Annotated in this window: 19 protein-coding genes; 7 read left to right on the top strand and 12 right to left on the bottom strand. The window is 72.6% G+C overall.

All coding sequences use genetic code 11. From position 1 onward, the window contains the following. Positions 1-30 precede the first annotated feature (30 nt). Positions 31-1,005, bottom strand: coding sequence for a threo-3-hydroxy-L-aspartate ammonia-lyase (locus tag G567_RS0125325; RefSeq protein WP_245585794.1), 975 nt, complete (start codon positions 1,003-1,005; stop codon positions 31-33). Between the two features lie 87 nt (positions 1,006-1,092). On the opposite strand from G567_RS0125325, the gene G567_RS0125320 reads away from it, so the two are divergent. Beyond that, positions 1,093-2,031 carry an RluA family pseudouridine synthase gene (locus G567_RS0125320; RefSeq protein ID WP_028932101.1) on the top strand — a complete coding sequence of 313 codons (939 nt, stop codon included), beginning with the start codon at positions 1,093-1,095 and terminating at the stop codon, positions 2,029-2,031. A 15-nt stretch (positions 2,032-2,046) separates the two neighbouring features. Here the strand turns inward: G567_RS0125320 and mftD are convergent, their stop codons facing one another. Then, positions 2,047-3,225: a pre-mycofactocin synthase MftD gene (mftD, locus tag G567_RS0125315; protein WP_028932100.1), complete on the bottom strand. Its 1,179-nt coding sequence runs from the start codon at positions 3,223-3,225 to the stop codon at positions 2,047-2,049. A 119-nt stretch (positions 3,226-3,344) separates the two neighbouring features. Further along, entirely contained in the window at positions 3,345-4,646 is a 1,302-nt protein-coding gene (locus tag G567_RS31485) for an ATP-binding protein (RefSeq protein ID WP_147200978.1), read from the bottom strand. A gap of 258 nt (positions 4,647-4,904) precedes the next feature. Here G567_RS31485 and G567_RS0125305 point away from each other — a divergent pair, with 258 nt between their 5' ends. Further along, positions 4,905-6,020, top strand: coding sequence for a WD40/YVTN/BNR-like repeat-containing protein (locus tag G567_RS0125305; RefSeq protein WP_028932099.1), 1,116 nt, complete (start codon positions 4,905-4,907; stop codon positions 6,018-6,020). Positions 6,021-6,025: 5 nt separating this feature from the next. Beyond that, on the top strand, positions 6,026-6,322 hold the full coding sequence (locus G567_RS0125300; protein ID WP_028932098.1) for a MoaD/ThiS family protein: 297 nt from the start codon (positions 6,026-6,028) through the stop codon (positions 6,320-6,322). Between the two features lie 6 nt (positions 6,323-6,328). Here G567_RS0125300 and G567_RS0125295 read toward each other — a convergent pair whose 3' ends face one another. Continuing rightward, positions 6,329-6,949 carry an L-threonylcarbamoyladenylate synthase gene (locus G567_RS0125295; protein ID WP_028932097.1) on the bottom strand — a complete coding sequence of 207 codons (621 nt, stop codon included), beginning with the start codon at positions 6,947-6,949 and terminating at the stop codon, positions 6,329-6,331. A 219-nt stretch (positions 6,950-7,168) separates the two neighbouring features. On the opposite strand from G567_RS0125295, the gene qcrB reads away from it, so the two are divergent. Then, on the top strand, positions 7,169-8,869 hold the full coding sequence (qcrB, locus tag G567_RS0125290; protein ID WP_028932096.1) for a cytochrome bc1 complex cytochrome b subunit: 1,701 nt from the start codon (positions 7,169-7,171) through the stop codon (positions 8,867-8,869). Positions 8,870-8,913: 44 nt separating this feature from the next. Here the strand turns inward: qcrB and G567_RS0125285 are convergent, their stop codons facing one another. The 4 genes from G567_RS0125285 to hemE form a co-directional block, all read right to left on the bottom strand. Then, positions 8,914-10,062, bottom strand: coding sequence for a cobalamin-independent methionine synthase II family protein (locus tag G567_RS0125285; RefSeq protein ID WP_028932095.1), 1,149 nt, complete (start codon positions 10,060-10,062; stop codon positions 8,914-8,916). Positions 10,063-10,176: 114 nt separating this feature from the next. Continuing rightward, positions 10,177-10,872 carry a hydrogen peroxide-dependent heme synthase gene (hemQ, locus tag G567_RS0125280; protein ID WP_028932094.1) on the bottom strand — a complete coding sequence of 232 codons (696 nt, stop codon included), beginning with the start codon at positions 10,870-10,872 and terminating at the stop codon, positions 10,177-10,179. Positions 10,873-10,987: 115 nt separating this feature from the next. Beyond that, the gene (hemG, locus tag G567_RS0125275) at positions 10,988-12,418 is read right to left on the bottom strand and encodes a protoporphyrinogen oxidase (protein WP_037058215.1); all 1,431 of its coding nucleotides are present in this window, start codon (positions 12,416-12,418) and stop codon (positions 10,988-10,990) included. A gap of 11 nt (positions 12,419-12,429) precedes the next feature. Beyond that, positions 12,430-13,521: a uroporphyrinogen decarboxylase gene (gene hemE / locus G567_RS0125270; RefSeq protein WP_028932092.1), complete on the bottom strand. Its 1,092-nt coding sequence runs from the start codon at positions 13,519-13,521 to the stop codon at positions 12,430-12,432. Positions 13,522-13,618: 97 nt separating this feature from the next. Here hemE and G567_RS0125265 point away from each other — a divergent pair, with 97 nt between their 5' ends. The 3 genes from G567_RS0125265 (at position 13,619) to G567_RS0125255 (ending at position 16,409) form a co-directional block, all read left to right on the top strand. Continuing rightward, complete coding sequence (locus tag G567_RS0125265; protein WP_028932091.1) at positions 13,619-14,209, top strand: DUF3000 domain-containing protein; 591 nt, start codon at positions 13,619-13,621, stop codon at positions 14,207-14,209. A 305-nt stretch (positions 14,210-14,514) separates the two neighbouring features. After that, the gene (locus tag G567_RS31480; RefSeq protein WP_147200984.1) at positions 14,515-15,168 is read left to right on the top strand and encodes a response regulator transcription factor; all 654 of its coding nucleotides are present in this window, start codon (positions 14,515-14,517) and stop codon (positions 15,166-15,168) included. Between the two features lie 2 nt (positions 15,169-15,170). After that, on the top strand, positions 15,171-16,409 hold the full coding sequence (locus G567_RS0125255) for an HRDC domain-containing protein (protein WP_037058190.1): 1,239 nt from the start codon (positions 15,171-15,173) through the stop codon (positions 16,407-16,409). Between the two features lie 7 nt (positions 16,410-16,416). On the opposite strand, the gene G567_RS31475 is transcribed toward G567_RS0125255, so the two are convergent. The 4 genes from G567_RS31475 to G567_RS31470 form a co-directional block, all read right to left on the bottom strand. Next, positions 16,417-17,607 (bottom strand): sensor histidine kinase, encoded by a 1,191-nt coding sequence (locus G567_RS31475; protein WP_245585793.1) that lies wholly within the window; start codon positions 17,605-17,607, stop codon positions 16,417-16,419. Between the two features lie 3 nt (positions 17,608-17,610). Beyond that, positions 17,611-18,276 (bottom strand): response regulator transcription factor, encoded by a 666-nt coding sequence (locus G567_RS34680; protein ID WP_028932089.1) that lies wholly within the window; start codon positions 18,274-18,276, stop codon positions 17,611-17,613. Next, positions 18,276-20,225: a 1-deoxy-D-xylulose-5-phosphate synthase gene (dxs, locus tag G567_RS0125240; RefSeq protein ID WP_028932088.1), complete on the bottom strand. Its 1,950-nt coding sequence runs from the start codon at positions 20,223-20,225 to the stop codon at positions 18,276-18,278. The genes G567_RS34680 and dxs overlap by 1 nt, the downstream gene beginning before the upstream one ends. 69 nt (positions 20,226-20,294) lie before the next feature. Continuing rightward, positions 20,295-21,620, bottom strand: a complete 1,326-nt coding sequence (locus tag G567_RS31470) for a GGDEF domain-containing protein (RefSeq protein ID WP_147200979.1) — start codon at positions 21,618-21,620, stop codon at positions 20,295-20,297. Between the last annotated feature and the right edge of the window lie 109 nt (positions 21,621-21,729).

The raw sequence follows: 21,729 nt of genomic DNA, 5'->3' as shown, positions 1-21,729 counted from the left end.
GCCACCATGCCGGGGGGCGGGCGGCTGCGGTCAGCCGGGGGCGATCAGTCGCGCGAACCGGTCCAGGTCGATGTTCCCGCCGCTGACGATCACCCCGACGCGCTGCCCCGCGAGGTCGCCCGCCTGTGCCAGAGCGCCGGCCATGGCCAGGCAGCCGGTGGGCTCGACGACCAGTTTCATCCGGGCGGCGAAGAACCGCATGCAGTCGATGAGCGCGTCATCGGGGACGGTGAGGATGTCGTCGACGCCGTCGCGGATGATTGCGAACGGATACCGGCCGAGGTGCTGGGTCTGCGCGCCGTCGGCGATGGTGCGCGGCACGTCGATACGCACGATCTCGCCGGCGCGCAGGGAGCGCTTCCCGTCGTCACCCGCGGCGGGCTCCACACCGTAGATCCGGGTGCGCGGCGACCGAGCGCGCACCGCGAGGGTCGCCCCGGCCAGCAGCCCGCCCCCGCCGAGGCAGACGAACAGCGCATCGAGCTCGCCGGCCTCGTCGAGCAGCTCGAGGGTGGCGGTGCCCTGCCCCGCGATGACATCGGGATGGTCGTAGGGCGGGATCAGCGTGGCGCCCCGGTCGCGGGCGAGCTCGGCGCCGAGCGCCTCCCGGTCGACGGTGTACCGGTCATAGCCGACGATCTCGGCGCCGTAGCCGCGGGTGGCCGCGACCTTCGACTCGGGCGCGTCAGTGGGCATCACGATGGTCGCGGGGATACCGAGCTCGCGCGCGGCCAGCGCGACCGCCTGGGCGTGGTTGCCCGAGGAGTAGGTCAACACCCCGGCCCGGCGCTGCTGCGGATCCAGCCGCGACAGCGCCGTGAACGCGCCCCGGAACTTGAACGCCCCGGCGCGCTGCAGGTTCTCGCACTTGAGAAACAGCCGGGCGCCGGTGCGCCGGTCCAGGGTGGCGGACGTGGCCACCGGGGTGCGGTGCGCAATCCCGGCGAGGGTCCGTGCCGCGGCCTCGACGTCGGCGAACGTGGGGACGGGTCGCACGCAGGTCACGACGTCTCCCTTCCCCGGCAACGCCGCTGTCGGGCCTAACCGCCCGAGCGGATCATCGGCCGGGCGCGGACAGTAGGCTCGCAGCCGATGAGGCGCAAGCTCCGCTCGCCGCTGCCCCAGCGGCACGGCCTCGAGGCCGTCCGGCTGCGGACGCCCGCCGAGGGGCCGTGGACGACATTGCGGGACCACCTGGTCGACCGGCTTCCTCGCGTCCCCCCGTCCCGGATCGACGCGATGCTGCGCGAGCGGCGGATCGTCGGCGTGGACGGCCCGGTGGCCCCGGACGCCCCGTTCGTACCCGAGATGTTCCTGTGGTTCCATCGCGATCTGCCCGACGAGCCGCCGGTCCCGTTCGAGATCGGCATCGTGCACCGCGACGAGAACCTGCTCGTGGTGGACAAGCCGCACTTTCTCTCGACGATCCCGCGCGGCCGGCACATCCTCCAGACCGCTCTCGTGCGGTTGCGGCGCGAGCTCGACCTCCCCGAGCTGAGCCCGGCGCACCGGCTGGACCGGATGACGGCGGGTCTGCTGATGCTGGTGATCCGCCGCGAGCATCGGGGCGCCTACCAGACGCTGTTCCGCGACCGCCTCGTCGGCAAGACCTACCAGGCCATCGCCCCGTACGACGCGGCGCTCGCGCTGCCCCGGACGGTCCGCAGCCGGATCGTCAAGCAGCGCGGCGTGCTCACCGCGCAGGAGCTACCGGGCCCGCCGAACGCCGAGACCACCGTCGAGCTGCTGGAGCGGCGCGGCGGGCTGGGCCGCTACCGGCTCACCCCCGTCACGGGCCGCACCCACCAGCTGCGCGTGCACATGGCCGGGCTGGGCGTGCCGATCCTGGGCGACCACTTCTACCCGGTGCTGCGGGACAAGGCCCTCGACGACTACAGCCGCCCGCTGCAGCTGCTGGCCGCGACCCTGGAGTTCACCGATCCGATCACCGGGACGCCGCGACGGTTCCGGACGCGGCTGCCGTTGCAGGCCTGGACGTCCTACCCGGACTGGCTCGCCGCGCCCGCCTGATGGCCGATAAGCGGGTCAGCCCTTCGTCATCCGGGTGAAACCCTCCGGGATGATCAGGTCCTCGCGCGACAGCTCGTGGATCGACGACCGGCCGAGGCCAAGCAGGGCCTCGTCGATGCCGCTGCGCAGGATCTGCAGCACGTTGGTGACGCCGGTCTCCCCGCCCGCGGCCATTCCCCACAGGTAGGCGCGGCCGATCAGCACCGCCTTCGCGCCGAGGGCCAGCGCCTTCACCACGTCGCTGCCCCGCCGGATGCCACCGTCCTGCAGCACCTCGATCTGGTCACCCACTGCGTCGACGACTCCGGGCAGCACCCGGATCGACGCCGGCGTGCCGTCGAGGTTGTTGCCGCCGTGGTTGGACACCGAGATGGCCGTGGCGCCGGCGTCCACCGCCCGGCGCGCGTCGTCGGGGTGGATGATTCCCTTGATCGCGAACGGCCCGCCCCACTGCTCACGGAGCCACGCGATGTCTTCCCAGGTCGGCAGGGGGGTGCCCATCCACTCCCCGTACGCACCGAAGAACGTCGGCGCGGGGTTGCCCGGCGTGGCGAGGTTGGGCGTGGTGAGGTCGGGCAGGCGCCCGGCGCGGGCGAAGTCGAGCAGCCAGCGCGGCCGCATGATCCCCTCCGGGGCGAACCGGAGCATCGCCTTCAGGTCCAGCTTCTCGGGAATGAGCGGGCTGCCCCAGTCGCGCCGGGTGGCGAACGTCCAGTCCAGCGTGACGATCAGGGCCTTCGCCCCGGCATTGCGGGCCCGCTCGGCCCGCGCCAGTATCGTGTCGCGGGACCCGACCCAGTACATCTGGAAGAACGTCTTCGGGTTGGCGGCGGCGACGTCCTCGATCGCCCGGCTGGCGAACGAGCTCAGCCCGATCGCCGTGTCGGCCGCCGCGGCGGCCCTGGCGACGGCGACCTCGCCCTCCGGATGCACGGCCTGCACCCCCGTCGGCGAGATGATCACCGGGAACGAGATGTCCTGGCCCAGCACCGTGGTGGCCTGCTCGCGGGTCCGAGGCAGGTTCGCGATATGCGGCCGGAAGCCCAGCTCGCTGAACGCGTTCACGTTGTCGCTCAGGGTCAGACCCTGCTCGGCGCCCGCCACCAGCGCCAGGTAGACCGACCTGGGCAGCCGCTTCTTGGCCCGGCGCTGCGCCTCGGCGATCGTCTCGAACCACTCTTTGCTGCTCGCCATTCCTGCCCCTTCGCAGCTCCCACCCCGGTATGTCGCGAGGGAGGGTACCTTTTCGGCACCGGGTGCCACAATCGTCAGCGCCCGATCGGCCGGTCACCCTCCTGGACGATCGGTGAGGGTCAGTCCGCCGGGGAGGCGGGGAAGGCCGGCGAGTCCGGCTCCGTGGCCCGGTGCCGGCCCTCCCGCAACCCGCGCTGATAGGACGCCAACCGCAACCGCACCAGATCCGGGACGCGGTCGGCCGCCGCCCTGGCGGTCGCCGCCTCCCGCCGCGGCGGTGCCACCATCTGCTGGCCCGGCCGGCGCCGCGGCAGGCCGCTGGAGGTCAGCGACGACACCTGCTCCGCGCGGTGTGCACGCTCCGCGGCCGCCCGCCATTCCGCATCGCCTCGGGAGTTCCAGTCGGAGGGCTCCGCATCGCCGGCGCGGTGCCCGCCGGACCGGCTCGGCCGCTCGAACCACGCCGACGCGACGGCCGCGTAGATCGGGGTTCCGGACAGGTCGTCGGTCGGAAGCAGCGCGGCCGCATCCAGCGGACCGAACAGCTCGTCGGCACCCTGTGGCGTCGGCGGGTCGTACAGACGATCGACCCGCGGGCGCTCGGGCTCGACGAACCCCGCCGGACCCCGGTCGCCCAGCAGCCGCGACGGGCAGTGGACGGCCGCGACCAGCGCCACCCCCAGCGGGAGCTCGGCGCCCAGGGCGGGGAGCAGGTCGACCCGCAGGCCGCAGCGGCGCGCGATCCGCGCGGCGACGAACAGCCCGATCCGCTCGGCCACCCGCGGACCCTCGGGACGTCCGGTGCTGAGCGCCCGCTCGAGGTGGGCCGCCTCATCCGGCGCGAGTCCCGCTCCCGGAGCCAGCACCTCGACCACCACTCCGCCCTCGCCGGTCGCGCGGCTCGCCAGGTCGATCCGGGCACCGGGCGGACTCTCGGCGGCGGCATGTCCCAGCAGCTCGGCGAGCACCTGCACGAGGCCACGCGCCGCCGAGGCCACCACGGCGCCCGAGGCCGCGGGCGCCACGGCGACCCGCGCCGGTTCGTCGGCAGCCGCCACCGCCTCCCGCAACAGATCGGCCAGCGGCACCGCCGCGCCTGCCCCCGGTCCGAGCGTCTCGCCGCCCAGCTCCAGCAGCGTCTCGCTGTCGCGGCGGGTGCCGCGCAGCGACGCCGCCAGCGCGGCAAGATCGGCGAGGGCCCCGGGCCGGGTCTCGTTGCTGCGCAGCCGCTCGGCGAGCATCGCCTGGCTCTCGGCCCGCCCGCGCAGCCGGCGCGCCAGGCCGAGCAGGATGTCGTCCACCGGGGCGGGCTCGACGGACGGCTGCGGAGGTTCGGGGGGCACGGGCCGCAACGGGGTCACGTCGGCCCACAGGTCGGCCATCTCGCCCGGACCGGAACCAGGCCCTGTGTCTCGCACCACGGCGTCCCTCCGAACTGCTCGCGCGATCGCACCTGCCCCGTCCGGTCACGATGGGCCGGGACGCACGGGTGGCGGTGGGGAGCTGCGATCCGGCGTCGTGGAACCAGCAGGCTACCGCGCGCGGGTTCGCGGCCGGCAGGTCAGGGCGAGCGGTCCCGGCCACCGATCCGCCGCGCCGGCGATGAGTTCGGGGCCTGCCGACGGTCCTCTCCTCAAGAGGCCTGCGGCCAGCAGGTCGACGACGAGGCGGAGGTGACCATGAGTGGAGTCCGCGTTCTGGTCGGAACGCGCAAGGGTGCGTTCGTCCTGAGCTCCGACGGCACGCGCGAGCGGTGGGACGTGGCAGGCCCGCATTTCCCGGGTTGGGAGATCTATCACGTCGCGGGCTCGCCCGCCGACCCCGACCGGCTGTATGCGTCGCAGACCAGCGGCTGGTTCGGGCAGGTCGTGCAGCGTTCCGACGACGGCGGCGTGAGCTGGGCCCCGGTCGGCAACGAGTTCGGCTACGACGGCGTGCCGGGCACCCACCAGTGGTACGACGGCACCCCGCATCCGTGGGAGTTTGCCCGGGTCTGGCATCTCGAACCGGCGTCGACCGACCCGGACCTCGTCTACGCGGGCGTCGAGGACGCCGCGCTGTTCCGCTCCGTGGACGGCGGGCGGACCTGGCAGGAGCTCTCCGGGCTGCGTGGCCACGGCTCCGGGCCGAGGTGGCAGCCCGGCGCCGGCGGGATGTGCCTGCACACGATCATCCTGGACCCTCGCGACCCGGGGAGGATCGTCACGGCCATCTCCGCGGCCGGGGTGTTCCGCACCGACGACGCCGGCAAGACCTGGCGGCCGACCAACCGGGGTCTGCACTCCGGCGGCATCCCCGACCCGGACGCCGAGGTCGGGCACTGCGTGCACAACCTCGCCATGCATCCGTCGCGCCCCGACGTGCTGTTCATGCAGAAGCACTGGGACGTCATGCGCAGCGACGACGGCGGCGAGTCGTGGCGGGAGATCAGCGGCGACCTGCCGACGGATTTCGGGTTCCCGATCGCCGTGCACGCGCACGAGCCGGACACCGTCTACGTCGTCCCGATCACCAGCGACTCGCACCACTTCCCGCCCGAGGGAAAGCTGCGCGTCTACCGCAGCCGCACCGGCGGCGACGAGTGGGAACCGCTGACCACCGGTCTCCCGCAGCGCGACTGCTACGTCAACGTGCTGCGCGATGCGATGGCCGTCGACTCCCTCGACGAATGCGGCGTCTACTTCGGCACCACCGGCGGCCAGGTCTATGTCTCCGCCGACGCCGGGGACAGCTGGACGCCGATCGTCCGGGATCTTCCGGCGGTGCTGAGCGTGGAGGTGCAGACGCTGGTATGAACACCGTGATCCGGGTGGTCCTGCCGCAGCACCTGCGCACGCTGGCGCGCGTCACCGGCCCCGTGGAGCTGGCCGTCGTGGGCGTCCCGACCCAGCGCGCCGTCCTGGACGCCCTGGAGGCCCGCTATCCGGTGCTGCGCGGCACCGTGCGCGACCACGGCACGTTACGGCGCCGCTCGTTCGTCCGGTTCTTCGCGTGCGAGCAGGACCTCTCCCATGACCCACCGGACACCCCGCTGCCCGAGGCGGTCGCGGCAGGCCGGGAACCGTTCCTCATCATCGGGGCGATGGCCGGAGGGTGAACCGGGCTATCCGAACCGGGACGGGTCGCCCGCCCCGCGCCGGACGACCTCCGGTTCCGGTCCCGAGAAGTCGATCACCGTCGTGGGCTCCGTACCGCAGTCCCCGGAGTCCACGACGGCGTCGAGTGCGTGGTCGAGCCGCTCCTTGATCTCCCAGCCCTGGGTGAGCGGTTCCGGGGAGTCCGGCAGCAGCAGCGTGGAGGACACCAGCGGCTCACCGAGCTCGGCGAGCAACGCCTGCGCCACGGTATGCCGGGGGATCCGCACCCCGACCGTCTTCTTCTTCGGGTGCAGCAGTCTGCGCGGTACCTCCTTGGTCGCGGGCAGGATGAACGTGTAGCTGCCCGGGGTCGAGGCCTTGATCAGCCGGAACACCGTGTTGCTCACCAGGACGAAATGGCCGAGCTGGGCGAAGTCCCGGCAGACCAGGGTGAAGTGGTGCTTGTCGTCCAGATCGCGGATCTCGCGGATCCGCTTGAGCCCGTCGGCGTTGCCGAGCTGGCAACCGAGGGCGAAGCAGGAGTCCGTGGGATAGGCGATCAGTCCGCCGTCGCGAACCAGCTGGGCCACCTGCCCGATCGAGCGCTGCTGCGGGTCGACCGGATGCACATCGAAGTACCGCGCCATGGGGGGAGCCTACTGATCTCTTTGGGTGTGGAAGGGCCCGTGGAGCGCGACCTCGGGACGTTCTCCCTGGGCCGGGAGGAAGCGGGCCGCATCCGGCTGGTCAAAAGACAATGAGGACAAAACGCACAAGTCCGGACGCTGGCTGTTGTGGCACTTTACTACCTCAGGTAGAACGGCAATTGTCGAAGCTGGCCGATCCGCCTCCGGGAGGCGACGAGCATGAGCGCGATCACGACACCCACCGCGTCTTCCGGCCGGGCGGAAAGGGCAGGACGCAGCCTCGACGAGCTCGACCAGCGCTACCACCCTGCGGCGGGAATGCGCCGGCAGTTCAACAAGGTCTTCCCGACGCAGTGGTCGTTCATGCTCGGTGAGATCGCGCTGTACAGCTTCATCGTGCTGCTGGCCTCGGGCACCTACCTGGCGCTGTTCTTCGACCCCTCGATGGCCGAGGTGACCTACACCGGCGTGTTCGACGACCTGCGCGGCGTGCACATGTCGCGGGCCTACGAGACCGCGCTGCAGATCTCCTTCGAGGTCCGCGGCGGGCTGTTCGTGCGGCAGGTCCACCACTGGGCAGCGCTGCTGTTCATGGCCGCGATGGTCGCCCACATGTTCCGCACCTTCTTCACCGGCGCCTTCCGCAAGCCGCGGGAGGCGAACTGGCTGATCGGTGTGCTGCTGCTGTTCCTCGGGTTCCTCGAGGGCTTCACCGGCTACTCGCTGCCCGACGACCTGCTCTCGGGCACCGGCCTGCGGATCGCCTCGGGATTCATCCTCTCGATCCCGGTGATCGGCACCTGGACCCATTGGGCCCTGTTCGGCGGCGACTTCCCCGGCGACATCATCATTCCGCGGCTCTACATCGTCCACGTGCTGCTGATCCCCGGGCTCCTGCTCGCGCTGATCGCGCTGCACGTCGGGCTGGTCTGGTACCAGAAGCACACCCAGTTCCCCGGGCCGAGTCGCACCGAGAAGAACGTGGTCGGCGTCCGGATCCTGCCGGCGTTCGCGGCCAAGGCCGGGGCGTTCTTCGCCGCGACGACCGGCGTCATCGCCATCATGGGGGGAATCTTCCAGATCAACCCGATATGGAACTACGGACCCTACAACGCGGCGCTGGTCTCGGCTTTCTCGCAACCCGACTGGTACGTGCTGTTCACCGAGGGCATGCTGCGGATCTTCCCGCCGTGGGAGATCTACGTCGGGAACTACACCATTCCGCCGGCGTTCTGGGCGAGCCCCGCCTTCCTTCCGGTGCTCTACGTGCTCGCCGCCGCGTATCCGACGATCGAGCGGAAGTTCACCAAGGACAACGCGCGACACAACCTGCTGCAAAGACCGCGGGACGCGCCGGTGCGGACCGCCCTGGGCATGATGGGGATCGCGTTCTACACCGTGCTGCTGCTCAGCGGCATCAACGACGTGATCGCGTTCTTCTTCCACGTCTCGCTCAACGCCACCATCTGGGCGGGCCGGATCGGTGTGCTGCTCGTCCCGCCCATCGTCTACTGGGTGACCTACCGGATCTGCCTCGGCCTGCAGCGCCACGACCGGGCGGTGCTCGAGCACGGCGTCGAGACCGGCATCATCCGGCGGCTGCCGCACGGCGCGTTCATCGAGGTGCATCAGCCGCTGGCCGGTGTGGACTCCCACGGCCACCCGATCCCGCTGGAATACCAGGGCGCCTCGGTGCCCAAGCGGATGAACCAGCTCGGCATAGCGGGCGCCCCGGTGTCCGGCTCACTGCTGTTTCCCGACCCGGTCGAGGAGACCGCGGCCCTGGAACAGGCCCGGGCCGACGAGGCCGACGCCGAGGTCGCCGAGCGCGGCGCCCGGGAGCGGGAGGCCCGCGAGGCGGAGCGCCGCGCGCTGGCCGGGCGGCCGGGCGACGGCCGGCCCAAGGAGCTCACCGACTGACCGTCGCCGCGGCGTCAGCGCCCGGGCCGTGTCTGAGTCCCGCGTCAGAGCACTGCGCCGGCCAGCCTGGCGCCCTCGGCCATGGCGTCGAACTTGGCCCAGGCGATGTCCGGGTCGACGGTCATGAGGCCGGCCGCGGTCCCGAACCCGCAGTCGGTGCCGGCCATGACGTTCTCCTTGCCGACGAGCCGCGCGAACCGGACGAGACGCTGGGCGACCAGCTCGGGATGTTCGATGTAGTTGTTCGTCGAGTCGACCACGCCCGGGATCAGAACCTTCCCCTCGGGCAGCGAGACGTCCTCGAAGACCGCCCACTCGTGGTCGTGCCGCGGGTTGCACGACTCCAGCGAGATACCGTTCGGGCGAGCGGTGAGCACGATGTCGATGATGTCCTTGAGTGCCACGTCCCTGTGGTGCGGACCCTCGTAGTTTCCCCAGCACAAATGCATTCGCAGCTGGTCGGGATCGATGTTCGCGGTCGCACGGTTCAGAGCCTCGACATTGAGCCGCGCCTGTTCGCGGAACTCGTCGAGATCGGCGTCGGCGAACTGAATATGCCGGCCCATCGCCAGGTCCGGGCAATCGAGTTGCAGCACGATTCCGGCGGCGACGATCGCTTCGTACTCCGCGCGCATGGCATCGGCGATGGCCATGACGTACTCTTCGCGCGTCGGATAATGGCGATTGGCGAAGAACAGCGCTACCACCCCGGGGGAGGCTGCCGACAGGAACAGGTCCTCGCACTCGACCTCGGCCGCCGCGGCGCGCAGGTTGTCGACGTCCTGGACGACCTGCTCGCGGTCCCTGACCTGGATGGGGCCGATACAAGCCGGCGGGGCCATGATGTTCCCGACGGCTGGGCCCATCTCGCGCATGAACTTGTCGGTGTAGGCGGGGAACTCGGCCATGTCCGGCATTCCGATCGCCTGCTCGCCGGCCCCCTCGAAGCCGGTGAGCCGCTCCCGGACGTAGGTGGAGTAGCTCTCCTTCCCCATCTCGCCGTCGTTGATCACGTCGATCCCGTGATCGGCCTGCTTTCTGACGATTTCGGCGACCGCCTTGCGGACCTGGCTCGGCCGGGTCGCATCGGCGACCGGCCCGCGTGGGGCCGTGGTGACGAGCTCGAGCAGATAATCCGGACGAGGCAGGCTGCCGGTATGTGTCGTGAGAATCCGCTGGGTGGAGCGCTTCATCGCGGCCATTCCCTTCGGAGAGTGATCTCGGATTCGATGTGATTCACATCGAATCCGAGACTGAACCCCTCGCCGCGGACCTGTCAAGCGCTCGCGATCGGCCCGGGCGCCCGGTCAGGGCAGGGAGGCGACCAGATCGCGGATCTCCACCCGCGGCCCGGTGTAGAAGGGGATCTCCTCCCGCACGTGCAGGCGGGCCTCGGCACCGCGCAGGTGTCGCATGAGGTCGACGATGCGGTCCAGCTCGTCCGCCTCGAACGCGAGGACCCACTCGTAGTCGCCAAGGGCGAAGGCGGGCACCGTGTTGGCGCGGACGTCGGGATAGCCGCGCGCCATCGCCCCGTGCTCGGCGAGCATCTTGCGCCGCTCGTCGTCGGGCAGCAGATACCAGTCGTAGGAGCGCACGAACGGGTAGACGCAGACATAGCGCCGGGCGTCCTCACCGGCCAGGAACGCCGGGATGTGGCTCTTGTTGAACTCCGCGGGACGGTGCAGGGCGGCCTGGCTCCACACGGGGACCGACGCCCTGCCGAGCGCGGTGGTGCGGCGCAGGTCGGTGTAGGCGGCCTGCAGCGCCTCGATGTTGTCCGCGTGCCACCAGATCATGAAGTCGGCGTCGGCGCGCAGCCCGGCCACGTCGTAGACGCCGCGGACGACGACGCCCTTGTCCGCCAGCGCCTCGATGAACTCCCCCGCCTGCGATGCGGCCTCGGCGCGATCCTCCCCCAGCCGCCCGGGTTGGATCTGGAAGACCGACCACATGGTGTACCGGATCGTCTCGTTGAGCTCGTTGTAGTTCAGCCGCGCCATGTCTCCATGCTGCCACGCCCCTTCCCCCGCGACCCCCGGGCACTCCCCCGCCACCCCCGCGAGTCGGGGTATTTCCGAGCGCGAGTCGCGATCCGTCCGCGAGCGAGCCGGGTTCTTACCGGGCGGGCTCGGACAGCCACGCCGCGACGCGTTCCGCCGCCGCCTGTGCCGTCCGCACGCAGGCCGGGACGCCGACGCCGTGCAGCGCCGAACCCGCCACCGCCAGCCCGGGCACCGCCGCGACCGCGGCCTCGATGGCCGCGACCCGCTCGCCGTGCCCGACCGCATACTGCGGCAGCCCGCCACCCCACCGCTGCACATGCACCGCCACGGGCTCGGCGGTGACGCCGGTGAGCGTCGCGAGATCGGCGCGGACGCGGGCGACGAGCTCGGCGTCGTCGACCTGCAGGGTCGTCGTCTCTCCGAACCGGCCGAGCGAGGCCCGCAGCCGGACCATCCCGTCGGTCGCCTCCGGGGCGAGATGCCCCCACTTGGCCGAGGCGTACGTCGCCGCCTTGATCGACAGCGGCTCGTCGGCCGCGATGAGCACGCCGGACGCCAGGGGCAGCGTGCAGGTATCGGTCGCCCGGTAGGCCATTGCGACGACGACCGAGGACGCGAGTTCGATCTCGCCCGTGACGGCGGCCGCGGCCGGCACGACGTCGTCGAGCAGGCGGCGCAGGGCGGGCGCCGGAACGGCCAGCACCACGGCGTCGGCCTCGAGGGTCTCCGGTTCGATGGACGGACCGAGTACGATCCGCCAGCCGGACGCGCTGCGTTCCAGACCACGCGCGGTGGTGTTCAGCCGGATCCGGGCACCCGACGCCGACGTGAGGGCGTCGAGGAGCATCCGGTAGCCCCCGCGCAGCGCGCCGAACATCGGCGCGGGCGCGACTCGGTCGCGAGAATTCACCGACTCGCACTCGGAAATACCGCGACTCGCGGAGTCGGCGGCGGCGATGACAGAGGGGGCGCCCGCATCGAGGGCGGCGGCCAGCGCCGGGATGGTGGCGCGCACGCCCAGCCCGTCGACGCGCCCGGCGTAGACCCCACCGAGCAGCGGGTCGGCGATCCGGTCGGCGACCTCGTCGCCGAATCGCTCACGCAACAAGCCACCCAGCGCGGTGTCGCCGCCGCGCACCCAGCGCAACGACCGGTCCGGCTCGGCGACCACCGCGGCGAGACCGGCAGGCGAGAGCACCCCGTTCAGCCGGGCCCGGCTTGTCGGCACCCCGAGCAGCGTCCCGGCGGGCAGCGGCCTGGTGCGGCCGCCCACGCGGAGGGTGGGCGCGGCGGCGGTCGGGTGCACCAGCGCGTCGCGCAGGTCGAGCTCGGCGAGCAGCGCCGGGACCTCCGGCGGACGCGCCAGGAACGCCTCGGCGCCCACGTCGAACGGGACACCGCCGAGGTCAATGGTGCGCAGCACGCCGCCCAACCGTTCGGCGCGCTCCACAACGGTGATCGTCGCGGCCGGGCCGAGCAGTCCGCGCAGCCGGTGTGCGGCCGCGAGACCGGAGATCCCACCGCCGATGACCGCGACCCGCATGACCCCGTCCACTAGACGCGCAGCGAATGCACCAGCTCGACCACGCGGGTCAGGGCGTCCGGATCGGTCTGCGGCAACACCCCGTGCCCGAGGTTGAACACGTGTCCCGGCGCGCGACGGCCCTCGTCCGCGATCCGCCGGACATCGGCGTCGATCGACGCCTGATCGGCGAACAGGACGGCCGGATCGAGGTTGCCCTGCACCGGATGCGTGCCGCCGGTGCGGCGGGCGGCGACGTGCAGCGGAACTCGCCAGTCGACCCCGATGACGTCGGCGCCGGCCTCGGCCATCGCGCCCAGCAGCTCGCCGGTGCCGACCCCGAAGTGGATCCGCGGTACGCCCGCGTCGGCGATCCCGTGCAACACCGCGGCCGAATGCGGCAGCACGTACTCCCGATAGTCGCGCTCCGACAGCGCGCCGGCCCAGGAGTCGAACAGTTGGACCGCGTCGACCCCCGCCGCGACCTGCGCCCGCAGGAACGTCAAGGTGAGTTCGGCGAGCCCGGCCAGCAGCGCATGCCACGCCTCGGGAGCCGAGCGCATGAGCGCCTTGGTGCGCTCGTGGTGGCGGCTCGGCCCACCTTCGACGAGGTAGGAGGCGAGCGTGAACGGCGCGCCTGCGAAGCCGATGAGCGGCGTCTGGCCCAGCTCGGGGAGCAGCAGCCCGATCGCCTCGGTGACCGGCGCGACCTGCTCGGGGTGCAGCACCGGCAGTCGCGCGACGTCGGCCGCGGTGCGTACCGGATGGGCGACGACCGGCCCGGTGCCGGGCACGATGTCGACCCCGACGCCGGCCGCGGCCAGCGGAACCACGATGTCGCTGAACAGGATCGCCGCGTCTACACCGTGCCTGCGCACCGGCTGCAGCGTGATTTCGCATACGAGGTCGGGGGTCAGGCAGGCCTCGAGCATGCCGGTGTCGGCGCGCAGCGCGCGGTACTCGGGCAGCGACCGGCCCGCTTGGCGCATGAACCACACCGGCAACCGGGACGGGCGGCCGCCGCGGGTGGCCACGAGGAACGGCGCGGTGGCGAGGTTGCGGCGCGGCGGGACGTCAAGGGTCGCGGCCGGGGGCGAAAGGAGGGGGTCCGACAGGGCAGCCATGGCCCGACCATCCTCCCATGCGGCCTTGCGCGTCGTCCGCCCGCATCCCGGCGCGCCTGTCCCCGGGCGCCGGCCTTGCGACCTAGAGTCCTCGGGCGTGTCTGACGCGACCGCCCCTCCAGCCCCGTTCCGTCGAGCGGTCGCATCGTTGTCGGCCGTCCGGCCCAGACCCGAGCTCGTGGTCGCGGGGCTGGACGCACCGCCGCGAATGGCGCCCTACTCGTGGGCGCTGCGCGTCGAGGCCGACATCGGGCACCGCGGCGACGGCCACGACGACCTCGACGAGCCCGATACCTCCGGCAGACTCATCCTGCTGCACGACCCGGCCGGGCAGGACAGGTGGGCGGGCACCTTCCGGTTCGTCTGCTTCGTACAGGCGCGGCTGGAGCCCGAGCAGCTCGACGACGAGCTGCTGCCGGTGGTCGGATGGTCGTGGCTGACCGACGCCCTCGCCCAGTCCGGCGCCGCCCACGTCGCGCTCGGCGGCACCGTCACGCAGACCTCCTCGGTGCGGTTCGGCGACATCGCGGGCCCCCGCTGCGACGACGTGGAGATCCGGGCTTCCTGGACGCCCGAGGATGACCCCGCAGACCTCGGACGACACGCCGAGGCGTTCTTCGCGCTGATCACGTCGGCGGCCGGGCTTCCCCCGGTGGACGTCCGGACGCTCACCCCACGCTCGGGGTGAGCACGTGCCTACCAGCGGTTTCGTTGCCAACAGCGACCGTGGGTCCCCCGATCGAGTGGTCGAGATTCGACAACGTTGTAACTTTCACCCGTAGAAGTTCGATCGGATACACGACGTTAGACCGCTTGGGGGGCTACCCTCTCCTCCACGACACCTCCTCGAGCGGTCGGGCGCAACTCTCGGTCGGCCGAGGATCTGGTGCCGGTCGGGGGGCAACGACCGACTCCAGGGAGGTAAACAACGTGGCCGTTGTGGGCCAGGGCGCACCTGTGCGGAGCTCAACCGGAGCCGTGCTGTCGCCCACCATGGTCCCGCACCCGCGGGAAGAGCTGTTCTCGGTGCTGGTGGTCGACGACCACCCACTGCTACGTGAGGCGATCGCGGCGCGGTTGCGCTCGATGGGGGCAGGAACGGTGCACGAGGCCGCCTCGGTGGCCGAGGCCCGCGCCCGAGCACAAGCCAACGGGCCGTGCGACCTCGCGATCCTCGATCTGAGCCTGCCCGACGGCAGCGGCTTGGACCTCGTGACCGAGCTGCGTGCGATGGGCTGGACCCGGCTGGTGGTGCTGGCATCCTCCGACGACCCGTACGCCGTCCGCTCGGCCTTCCAGGCCGGCGCCCAGGCGTATCTGCTCAAGTCCGCATCTCCATCGGTGGTGACCGACGGCGTCAAGCGCGTTCTAGACGGCGGCGTCTACGCCGATCCGACCGTCGCGCCGCTGCTCGCCACCGGCACCCGGGTCGCGGGCACCGACAACACCCCGCGCGAGCTCTCGGCACGCGAGGTCGAGGTGCTCCAGCTGGTGGCGGACGGGCAGTCGAACAAGGAGATCGGCGAGGCGCTCAACCTGTCCGCGCTGACGGTCAAGAGCCACCTTTCGCGGATCGGGCGCAAGCTCGGTACCGGCGACCGGGCGCAGATGGTGGCGCTGGCGATGCGGGCCGGGGTCATCCGCTGACCTTGAACGACGCGTCCGACCGAACCGCCACCGCGCCCGCGGAAGCCGAACCAACGCCGCTGCTGCGGCCGAAGGGCGGGCTGCCGCCGGTGGTCGCCGACGACGTGGCGCTGCACCGGATCGCGGAGGAGTTCGCCGCGGGCAGCGGACCGGTCGCCGTCGACGCCGAGCGGGCATCCGGGTTCCGCTACTCGCAACGCGCCTACCTGGTGCAGCTGCGCAGGGCCGGGGCGAGCACCGCGCTCGTCGACCCGATCCCGCTCGGTAGCGACCTCTCGGTGCTGGCCCCGCCGCTCCGCGAGCCGGAATGGGTGCTGCATGCCGCATCGCAGGATCTGGCGTGCCTGGCCGAGGTGGGGCTGGTCCCGTCCCGGCTGTTCGACACCGAGCTGGCGGGCCGGCTCGCCGGACTGCCGCGCGTCGGCCTCGGGCCCCTCGTCGAACAGCTGCTGGGGCTCCGCCTGGAGAAGGGCCACGGCGCCGCCGACTGGTCGCGACGCCCGCTTCCCGAGGACTGGCTGGTCTACGCCGCGCTCGACGTCGAGGTGCTCCTCGAGCTGCGCGACGTGCTGGCCGGCCTGCTCGCCGAGCAGGGCAAGCTCGAATGGGCCGAGCAGGAGTTCGAGGCCATCCGGACCGCGCCCCCACCCGCACCGCGGCCCGAGCCGTGGCGACGCACCTCGGGTATCCACAAGGTCCGCAAACCGCGCCTGCTGGCGGCGGTGCGGGCGCTGTGGGAAGCCCGCGACACGCTGGCCGCCGAGCGGGACATCGCCCCCGGCCGGGTGCTGCCGGACTCCGCGATCATCGAGGCCGCGGTCGCCGCGCCGGAGTCCCCGCAGGCCCTGGCGGCGCTGCCGGTGTTCCGCGGTCGGTCGCAGCGCAGGCTGACGGAATACTGGTTCGCCGCACTCGCCGAGGCGGCCGGGCTGCCCCACCAGCAGCTGCCGCGCCCGACCGTGCCGACCGACGGCCCGCCGCCGGTGGCGCGCTGGTCCGACCGCGACCCCGACGCCGCCGCCCGGCTCGCGGCGGCCCGCGCGGCGCTCGCCGCCCTCGGCGAGCAGCGGGCGGTTCCCGTGGAGAACCTGGTGCAGCCGGATCTGCTGCGCCGGGTGTGCTGGAGCCCGCCCGCCGACGGCGACGTCGCGGCGGCGCTGTGCGCGGGGGACGCCCGCCCATGGCAGGTGGAGCTGGTCGCGCCGCTGCTGGAGCAGGCGCTGCTCGCCCGCGCGTCCTGACCGCGACTCACCCTCGACGAAACCCCGACTCGCGCTCGGACATACCACGACTCGCGGATGCGGGAAGGCGCACCGTGACAGCGAGCCCGCCGCCGGGGACCGGCTCCCCGCGCACGGTGCCCCCGTGCGCGGCCACCACGGCCCGCACGATGGACAGGCCAAGGCCCGAGCCGGGCACCTCCGCGGTCCGCTCACGCGGCCCGCGCCGGAACGGCTCGAACAGTTCCGGAACCGCTTCGGGCGCGATCTCCGGACCGCTGGAGGCCACCCGCAGCTCGGCTCGGCCGTCGGGGCCGATGGCCGTGCAGATCTCCACCCAGCCACCGGTCACGTTGTGCCGGACGGCGTTCTCCAGAAGGTTGCCGACCAGCCGTTCGAGCAGCACCCGGTCGCCGGTCGTCGGGGCCGCGGACCCGCGCGCCCGCACCCGGAGCCCGCCGCAGGCCGCCTCGCCGCGCAGGGTCGCCACGCCCGCCCGGACCAGCTCGGCAACGTCCACCGGGCGGTGCTCGATCTGCTCACCGCCCTGGGCGCGGGCGAGCAGCAGCAGCCCGCCGACGAGGGCATCGGCGCGCCGCGCGGCCGCCCGCACGACCTCGCCCATCCGGCGCAGCTCCGCGATCTCGGCGTCCGGATCGGCCAGCGTCACATCGACCTCGGTGTGCAACACGGCCAGCGGGGTGCGCAGCTCGTGGCCGGCGTTGGCAACGAAGCGGCGCTGCGCGTCGAATGCGGCCTGCAGCCGATCGAGCATCGCGTCGAACCCCGCGGCCAGCTCGGCGACCTCGCCGCGGGCGTCGCGCAGCCCGGTCCGTTCGTCCAGCGACTCCGCCGACAACCGCCGGGCCGTGGCCGTCACCGCCAGCAGCGGAGCCAGCACCCGCCCCACCAGGACCCACGACACCAACCCCGCGGCCACCACGACCAGGGGGAACGCGATAAGTCCCGCCCGCAGCACCTCCGCTCGCGCAGCCGCGCCGACGGCCTCGCTCAGCTGCTCGGCGGGGACGTCGAGGTTGCCCACCCGCACCGTGCTCCCGGGCGGCAGCGCGGGCACCGCGCGCGCCACCCCGCCCACGAGCAGCCAGCCCAGCCACAGCAACAGCCCGCTGACCAGCGCGACGAGCACCGTGGCGAGCAACGTCAGCCGGGGCCGCAGCCCATAGCGGCGCAGCGGCGGACGCTGCGGCCTCCCCACGGCCTAGCCCGCGGCCGGAACCCGGTAGCCGGCACCGACCACGGTCTCGATCACCGCGGGTTCACCGAGCTTCTTGCGCAGGGTCATGACCGTGACCCGGACGGTGGTGGTGAACGGATCCGCGTTCTCGTCCCAGACCCGCTCCAGCAGCTCCTCACTGCTGACGACGGCGCCGCTCGCGCCGAGCAGCACCTCCAGCACGCCGAACTCCTTGCGGGTGAGCTCCACCGGACGGTCGGACCGGCGGACCGTGCGCCGGGCCGGATCGAGCTCGAGATCACCCGCCACCAGCAGCGGCGGCACGGCCGGGGTGGCGCGGCGGGCCAGCGCCCGCAGCCGGGCCACCAGCTCCGGGAAGTCGAACGGCTTGGCCAGGTAGTCGTCGGCGCCGCGGGACAGGCCGTCGACCTTGTCGGCCAGTGTGCCGCTGGCGGTGAGCATGAGCACCCGGGTGGTGGTCGGCGACGAGACGATCTCGGCGCACAGCTCGTCACCGGAGAGACCCGGCAGGTCGCGGTCGAGCACGACGACGTCGTACCGGGTGACCGCGGCCTTCTCCTGCCCGCTCGACCCGTCGTAGGCGATGTCGACGGCCATTCCTTCGCGGCGGAGCCCGCGGGCCAGCGCGTCGGCCAGCGCCCGCTCGTCCTCGACGATCAGCACGCGCATCAGCGCGATTGCTCCTCCGGTGCGGTCGTGGGCTCGGCCACCGCCGGATCCGACGGGCCGATCTTGCAGCCGGCCAGCGCCGCGGCCCATTCGGTGATCCGCCGGGCGACGTCCTGCGCGGTCAGCCCGGCCGCCGCCAGGACGTCGGGCCTGCTGCCGTGTTCGAGGAACTCCTGGGGCAACGCCAGATCGCGCAGCGGGACGTCGACCTCGGCGGCGCGCAGCGCGTCCGCCAGTGCCGAGCCGAACCCGCCGTGCCGCCCGTTGTCGGCGACGGTGACGACGAGGCGGTGCTCGCGGGCCAGCGTGACGAGCATCTCCGGAACCGGCAGCACCCACCGCGGGTCGACGACGGTGACCCCGACACCCTGGTGGGCCAGCCGCTCCGCGGCGGCCACTCCCAGCTCACCGAACACCCCGGCACACACCAGCAGGACCGACGGCGGCTCGTTCTCGACGGGCTCCGCCAGAACGTCGACCCCGCCGATGCGCCGCACCGCGGGCACCGACTCGATCACTGCCCCCTTCGGGAAACGCAGCGCGGTCGGCCCGTCGTCGACGGCGACGGCCTCGGCCAGCTCCTCGCGCAGCGTCGCCGCGTCGCGCGGGGCGGCGACCCGCATCCCGGGAACGACACCGAGGATCGACAGATCCCACATGCCGTTGTGCGAGGGCCCGTCGCTGCCGGTGACCCCGGCCCTGTCGAGCACCAGGGTGAGTGCCTGGCGGTGCAGCGCGACGTCCATGAGCAGCTGGTCGAACGCCCGGTTGAGGAACGTCGAGTAGACCGCGACGACGGGGTGCAGCCCGCCCCTGGCGAGCCCGGCCGCGGAGGTCAGGGCGTGTTGCTCGGCGATCCCGACGTCGAAACAGCGCCCGGGGTGAGCCTCGGCGAACGGCGCGAGCCCGGTCGGCCCGAGCATCGCCGCGGTGATCGCGACGATGTCTTTTCGCTGCGTGCCGAGTGCCACCATCTCCTGGGCGAACACGCTCGTCCAGCCCCGCTGCGGCGGCCCGGTCGGCAGGCCGGTCCGCGGGTCGAACGCCGCCGGGCTGTGCATCTGCTCGGCCTGGTCGTTCTCGGCGGGCGGATAGCCGTTGCCCTTGCGGGTCACGGCGTGCACGATCACCGGGCCGCCGAAGTACCGGGCCCGGCGCAACGCCGACTCCATGGCGGCGATGTCATGCCCGTCGACCGGGCCGAAGTATTTGAGCCCGAGATCGGAGAACAGCCGCTGCGGGCTCACCGCGTCCTTGATCCCGGCCTTGATCGCATGCAGGCCGGCATAGATCGTGTCCCCGACGACCGGGGTGCCGCGCAGCGCCTGCTTGCCGGCATCGAGGAAGCGTTCGTAGCCGGGCTGCAGCCGCAGGGTGGCGAGCCGGTCCGCGAGACCGCCGATCGTCGGTGCGTAGGAGCGGCCGTTGTCGTTGACGACGATGACGATGTTGCGGTCCTTGCCGGCCGCGATGTTGTTGAGCGCCTCCCAGGCCATCCCGCCGGTGAGCGCGCCGTCGCCGATCACCGCGACGACGTGGCGGCGCTGCCCGGTCAGAGCGTAGGCGCGGGCCAGCCCGTCCGCCCAGGACAGCGACGTCGAGGCGTGGCTGTTCTCGACGAGGTCGTGCTCGCTCTCCGCGCGGCTGGGATAGCCGGACAGCCCACCGGTCTTCTTCAGCCGGTCCCAGCCGTCCAGGCGGCCGGTGAGCATCTTGTGCACGTAGGCCTGATGGCCGGTGTCCCAGACGAGGGTGTCGCGGGGGGAGTCGAACACCCGGTGCAGCGCAATGGTCAGCTCGACGACCCCCAGGTTGGGCCCGAGATGCCCGCCGGTCCGGGACACGCTCGAGACCAGAAAGCGGCGGACCTCGGCCGCCAGCTCGGCCAGCTCGTTCGGCCCGAACCGTTTGAGGTCGGCTGGATCGCGGACGGATCGCAACAGGCTCACGCGGCTACTGTACGACCGCGGGGATCTTCCCACATCAGGACGCGACGCCGGGGCGGTCGGCGGCCGCGTTCAGGCGATCGGCCGGCGCGCTGCGGGGACCTCCGCGGGCCCCGCGATGCGTACCGTGTTGCGGCCCGCGTTCTTGGCCGCGTAGAGGGCCGCGTCGGCGTTCGCGAGAACCCGGTCGAGGCCGGCGCCGTCCGTCGAGCAGGTGGCCCCGCCGACCGAGATGCTCAGCCCGGAGAGCGTCTGCGCCCCCTCCGGGGTGTCGACGACGACGCTCAGCGCGGCGATCCGGTGCCGGATCCGCTCGGCGATGGCGTGCAGCTCGCGGCGGCCGTCCCCGCCGCGCGAGAGCGCGGCCAGCACCACGAACTCCTCGCCGCCGAAGCGCCCGACCAGATCGTCCGCACGCACCTGGGCCCGCAGCTCGCCCGCGACGGCGGCCAGCACCGCGTCGCCCGCGAGGTGGCCGTAGGAGTCGTTGACGGCCTTGAAGTGGTCCAGATCGGCGATGAGGACGGCGACCGCGTCCCGCGCCCGGCGAACCCGGTGCAGCTCCTGCTCGGTCCGGGCCCGCCAGGCCGCGGCGTTGAGCAGCCCGGTCTTCGCGTCCGTGCTGGCCTCGGTCTCGAGCTGACGCACGAGCACGGAGCGGTGCAGCACCAGCAGCGGCGGCAACGCGAGCACCACCAGCATCGGGCGGGTGGTCAGCACGATCGCGGCGAGCGCCCCCAGGCACAGCGTCGCGACCTCGAGCATGTGGCCGTCCCAGTGGCCCAGCACGGCGGCGGGCTCGGCCCGGCCGCTGCTCGCCACGATCGCCAGTGCCACCAGCACGGTGTTCAGCGTGACGTAGACCAGGATGGCCAGTGCGATCGTGCCCAGCCCCGCCGCGCTCTCCGGCCAGCCCTGGAAGCCTCCCGACCCGGCGACGACCGCGTGCGCGGCGCGCGCGGCGAGCAGCACCGTCGCGGTGGTGAACAGATGCCGGTAGAGCGGCACCTTCGCCGGTCGCCACACCCGCCACCACAGGTGCGCGTAGATCCCGAGGACGACCAGGCCCGCCATGGCAGGCGGCAGCAGCACGGCGGCGGCGAACGTCCAGACCGAGCTGAGGTCGAAGTAGGAGGTGCCGGCCGATCGGCGGCGGATCCGCTCGATCCCGGTGGCCACCTCGGTGTGCACGACGCCCAGCGCGATGAGCAGGGCGGTGAGCCCGAGCGCGCCGGTGGCCGGCACCGGCCCGGCCACGCCGAGGGCGAGCAGCACGATCGCGGTGGCCTCGACGAGCACCACCGCGGCGATCGCCGGTGCGCGCAACGTCCAGAACGGCCAGCGGGCGGGCACCGGGTGGCGCTGGGGTGGGGCGAGCGTCGTTGCCGTGGAAACCACCGGCCCCCCTCCCGAGCACCCCGTCCGACTGAGCCTGAGCCTAGAGAGACCCACCCTCGGTGTCAGCGCGGTCCCGATCACCCAAGGGAGTGGACTCGGACGGCACCGA

Origin of the sequence: Pseudonocardia asaccharolytica DSM 44247 = NBRC 16224 (assembly GCF_000423625.1) — a bacterium.
Taxonomy (GTDB): Bacteria; Actinomycetota; Actinomycetes; order Mycobacteriales; family Pseudonocardiaceae; genus Pseudonocardia; species Pseudonocardia asaccharolytica.
The sequence above is the reverse complement of the archived record's forward strand: the minus strand, read 5'-3'. Positions and strand labels throughout refer to the sequence as shown.

Excerpts from the sequence above, each read along its gene's own strand:
- hemQ (WP_028932094.1), bottom strand. The coding sequence starts at position 10,872 with ATGGCGCGGCTGAACTACAACGAGCTCAACGAGACGATCCGGTACACC.
- G567_RS0125285 (WP_028932095.1), bottom strand. The coding sequence starts at position 10,062 with ATGAAGCGCTCCACCCAGCGGATTCTCACGACACATACCGGCAGCCTG.
- G567_RS31480 (WP_147200984.1), top strand. The coding sequence starts at position 14,515 with ATGGTCCCGCACCCGCGGGAAGAGCTGTTCTCGGTGCTGGTGGTCGAC.
- G567_RS0125295 (WP_028932097.1), bottom strand. The coding sequence starts at position 6,949 with ATGGCGCGGTACTTCGATGTGCATCCGGTCGACCCGCAGCAGCGCTCG.
- mftD (WP_028932100.1), bottom strand. The coding sequence starts at position 3,225 with ATGGCGAGCAGCAAAGAGTGGTTCGAGACGATCGCCGAGGCGCAGCGC.
- hemG (WP_037058215.1), bottom strand. The coding sequence starts at position 12,418 with ATGCGGGTCGCGGTCATCGGCGGTGGGATCTCCGGTCTCGCGGCCGCA.
- G567_RS34680 (WP_028932089.1), bottom strand. The coding sequence starts at position 18,276 with ATGCGCGTGCTGATCGTCGAGGACGAGCGGGCGCTGGCCGACGCGCTG.
- hemE (WP_028932092.1), bottom strand. The coding sequence starts at position 13,521 with ATGGCTGCCCTGTCGGACCCCCTCCTTTCGCCCCCGGCCGCGACCCTT.
- G567_RS0125305 (WP_028932099.1), top strand. The coding sequence starts at position 4,905 with ATGAGTGGAGTCCGCGTTCTGGTCGGAACGCGCAAGGGTGCGTTCGTC.
- G567_RS0125320 (WP_028932101.1), top strand. The coding sequence starts at position 1,093 with ATGAGGCGCAAGCTCCGCTCGCCGCTGCCCCAGCGGCACGGCCTCGAG.
- qcrB (WP_028932096.1), top strand. The coding sequence starts at position 7,169 with ATGAGCGCGATCACGACACCCACCGCGTCTTCCGGCCGGGCGGAAAGG.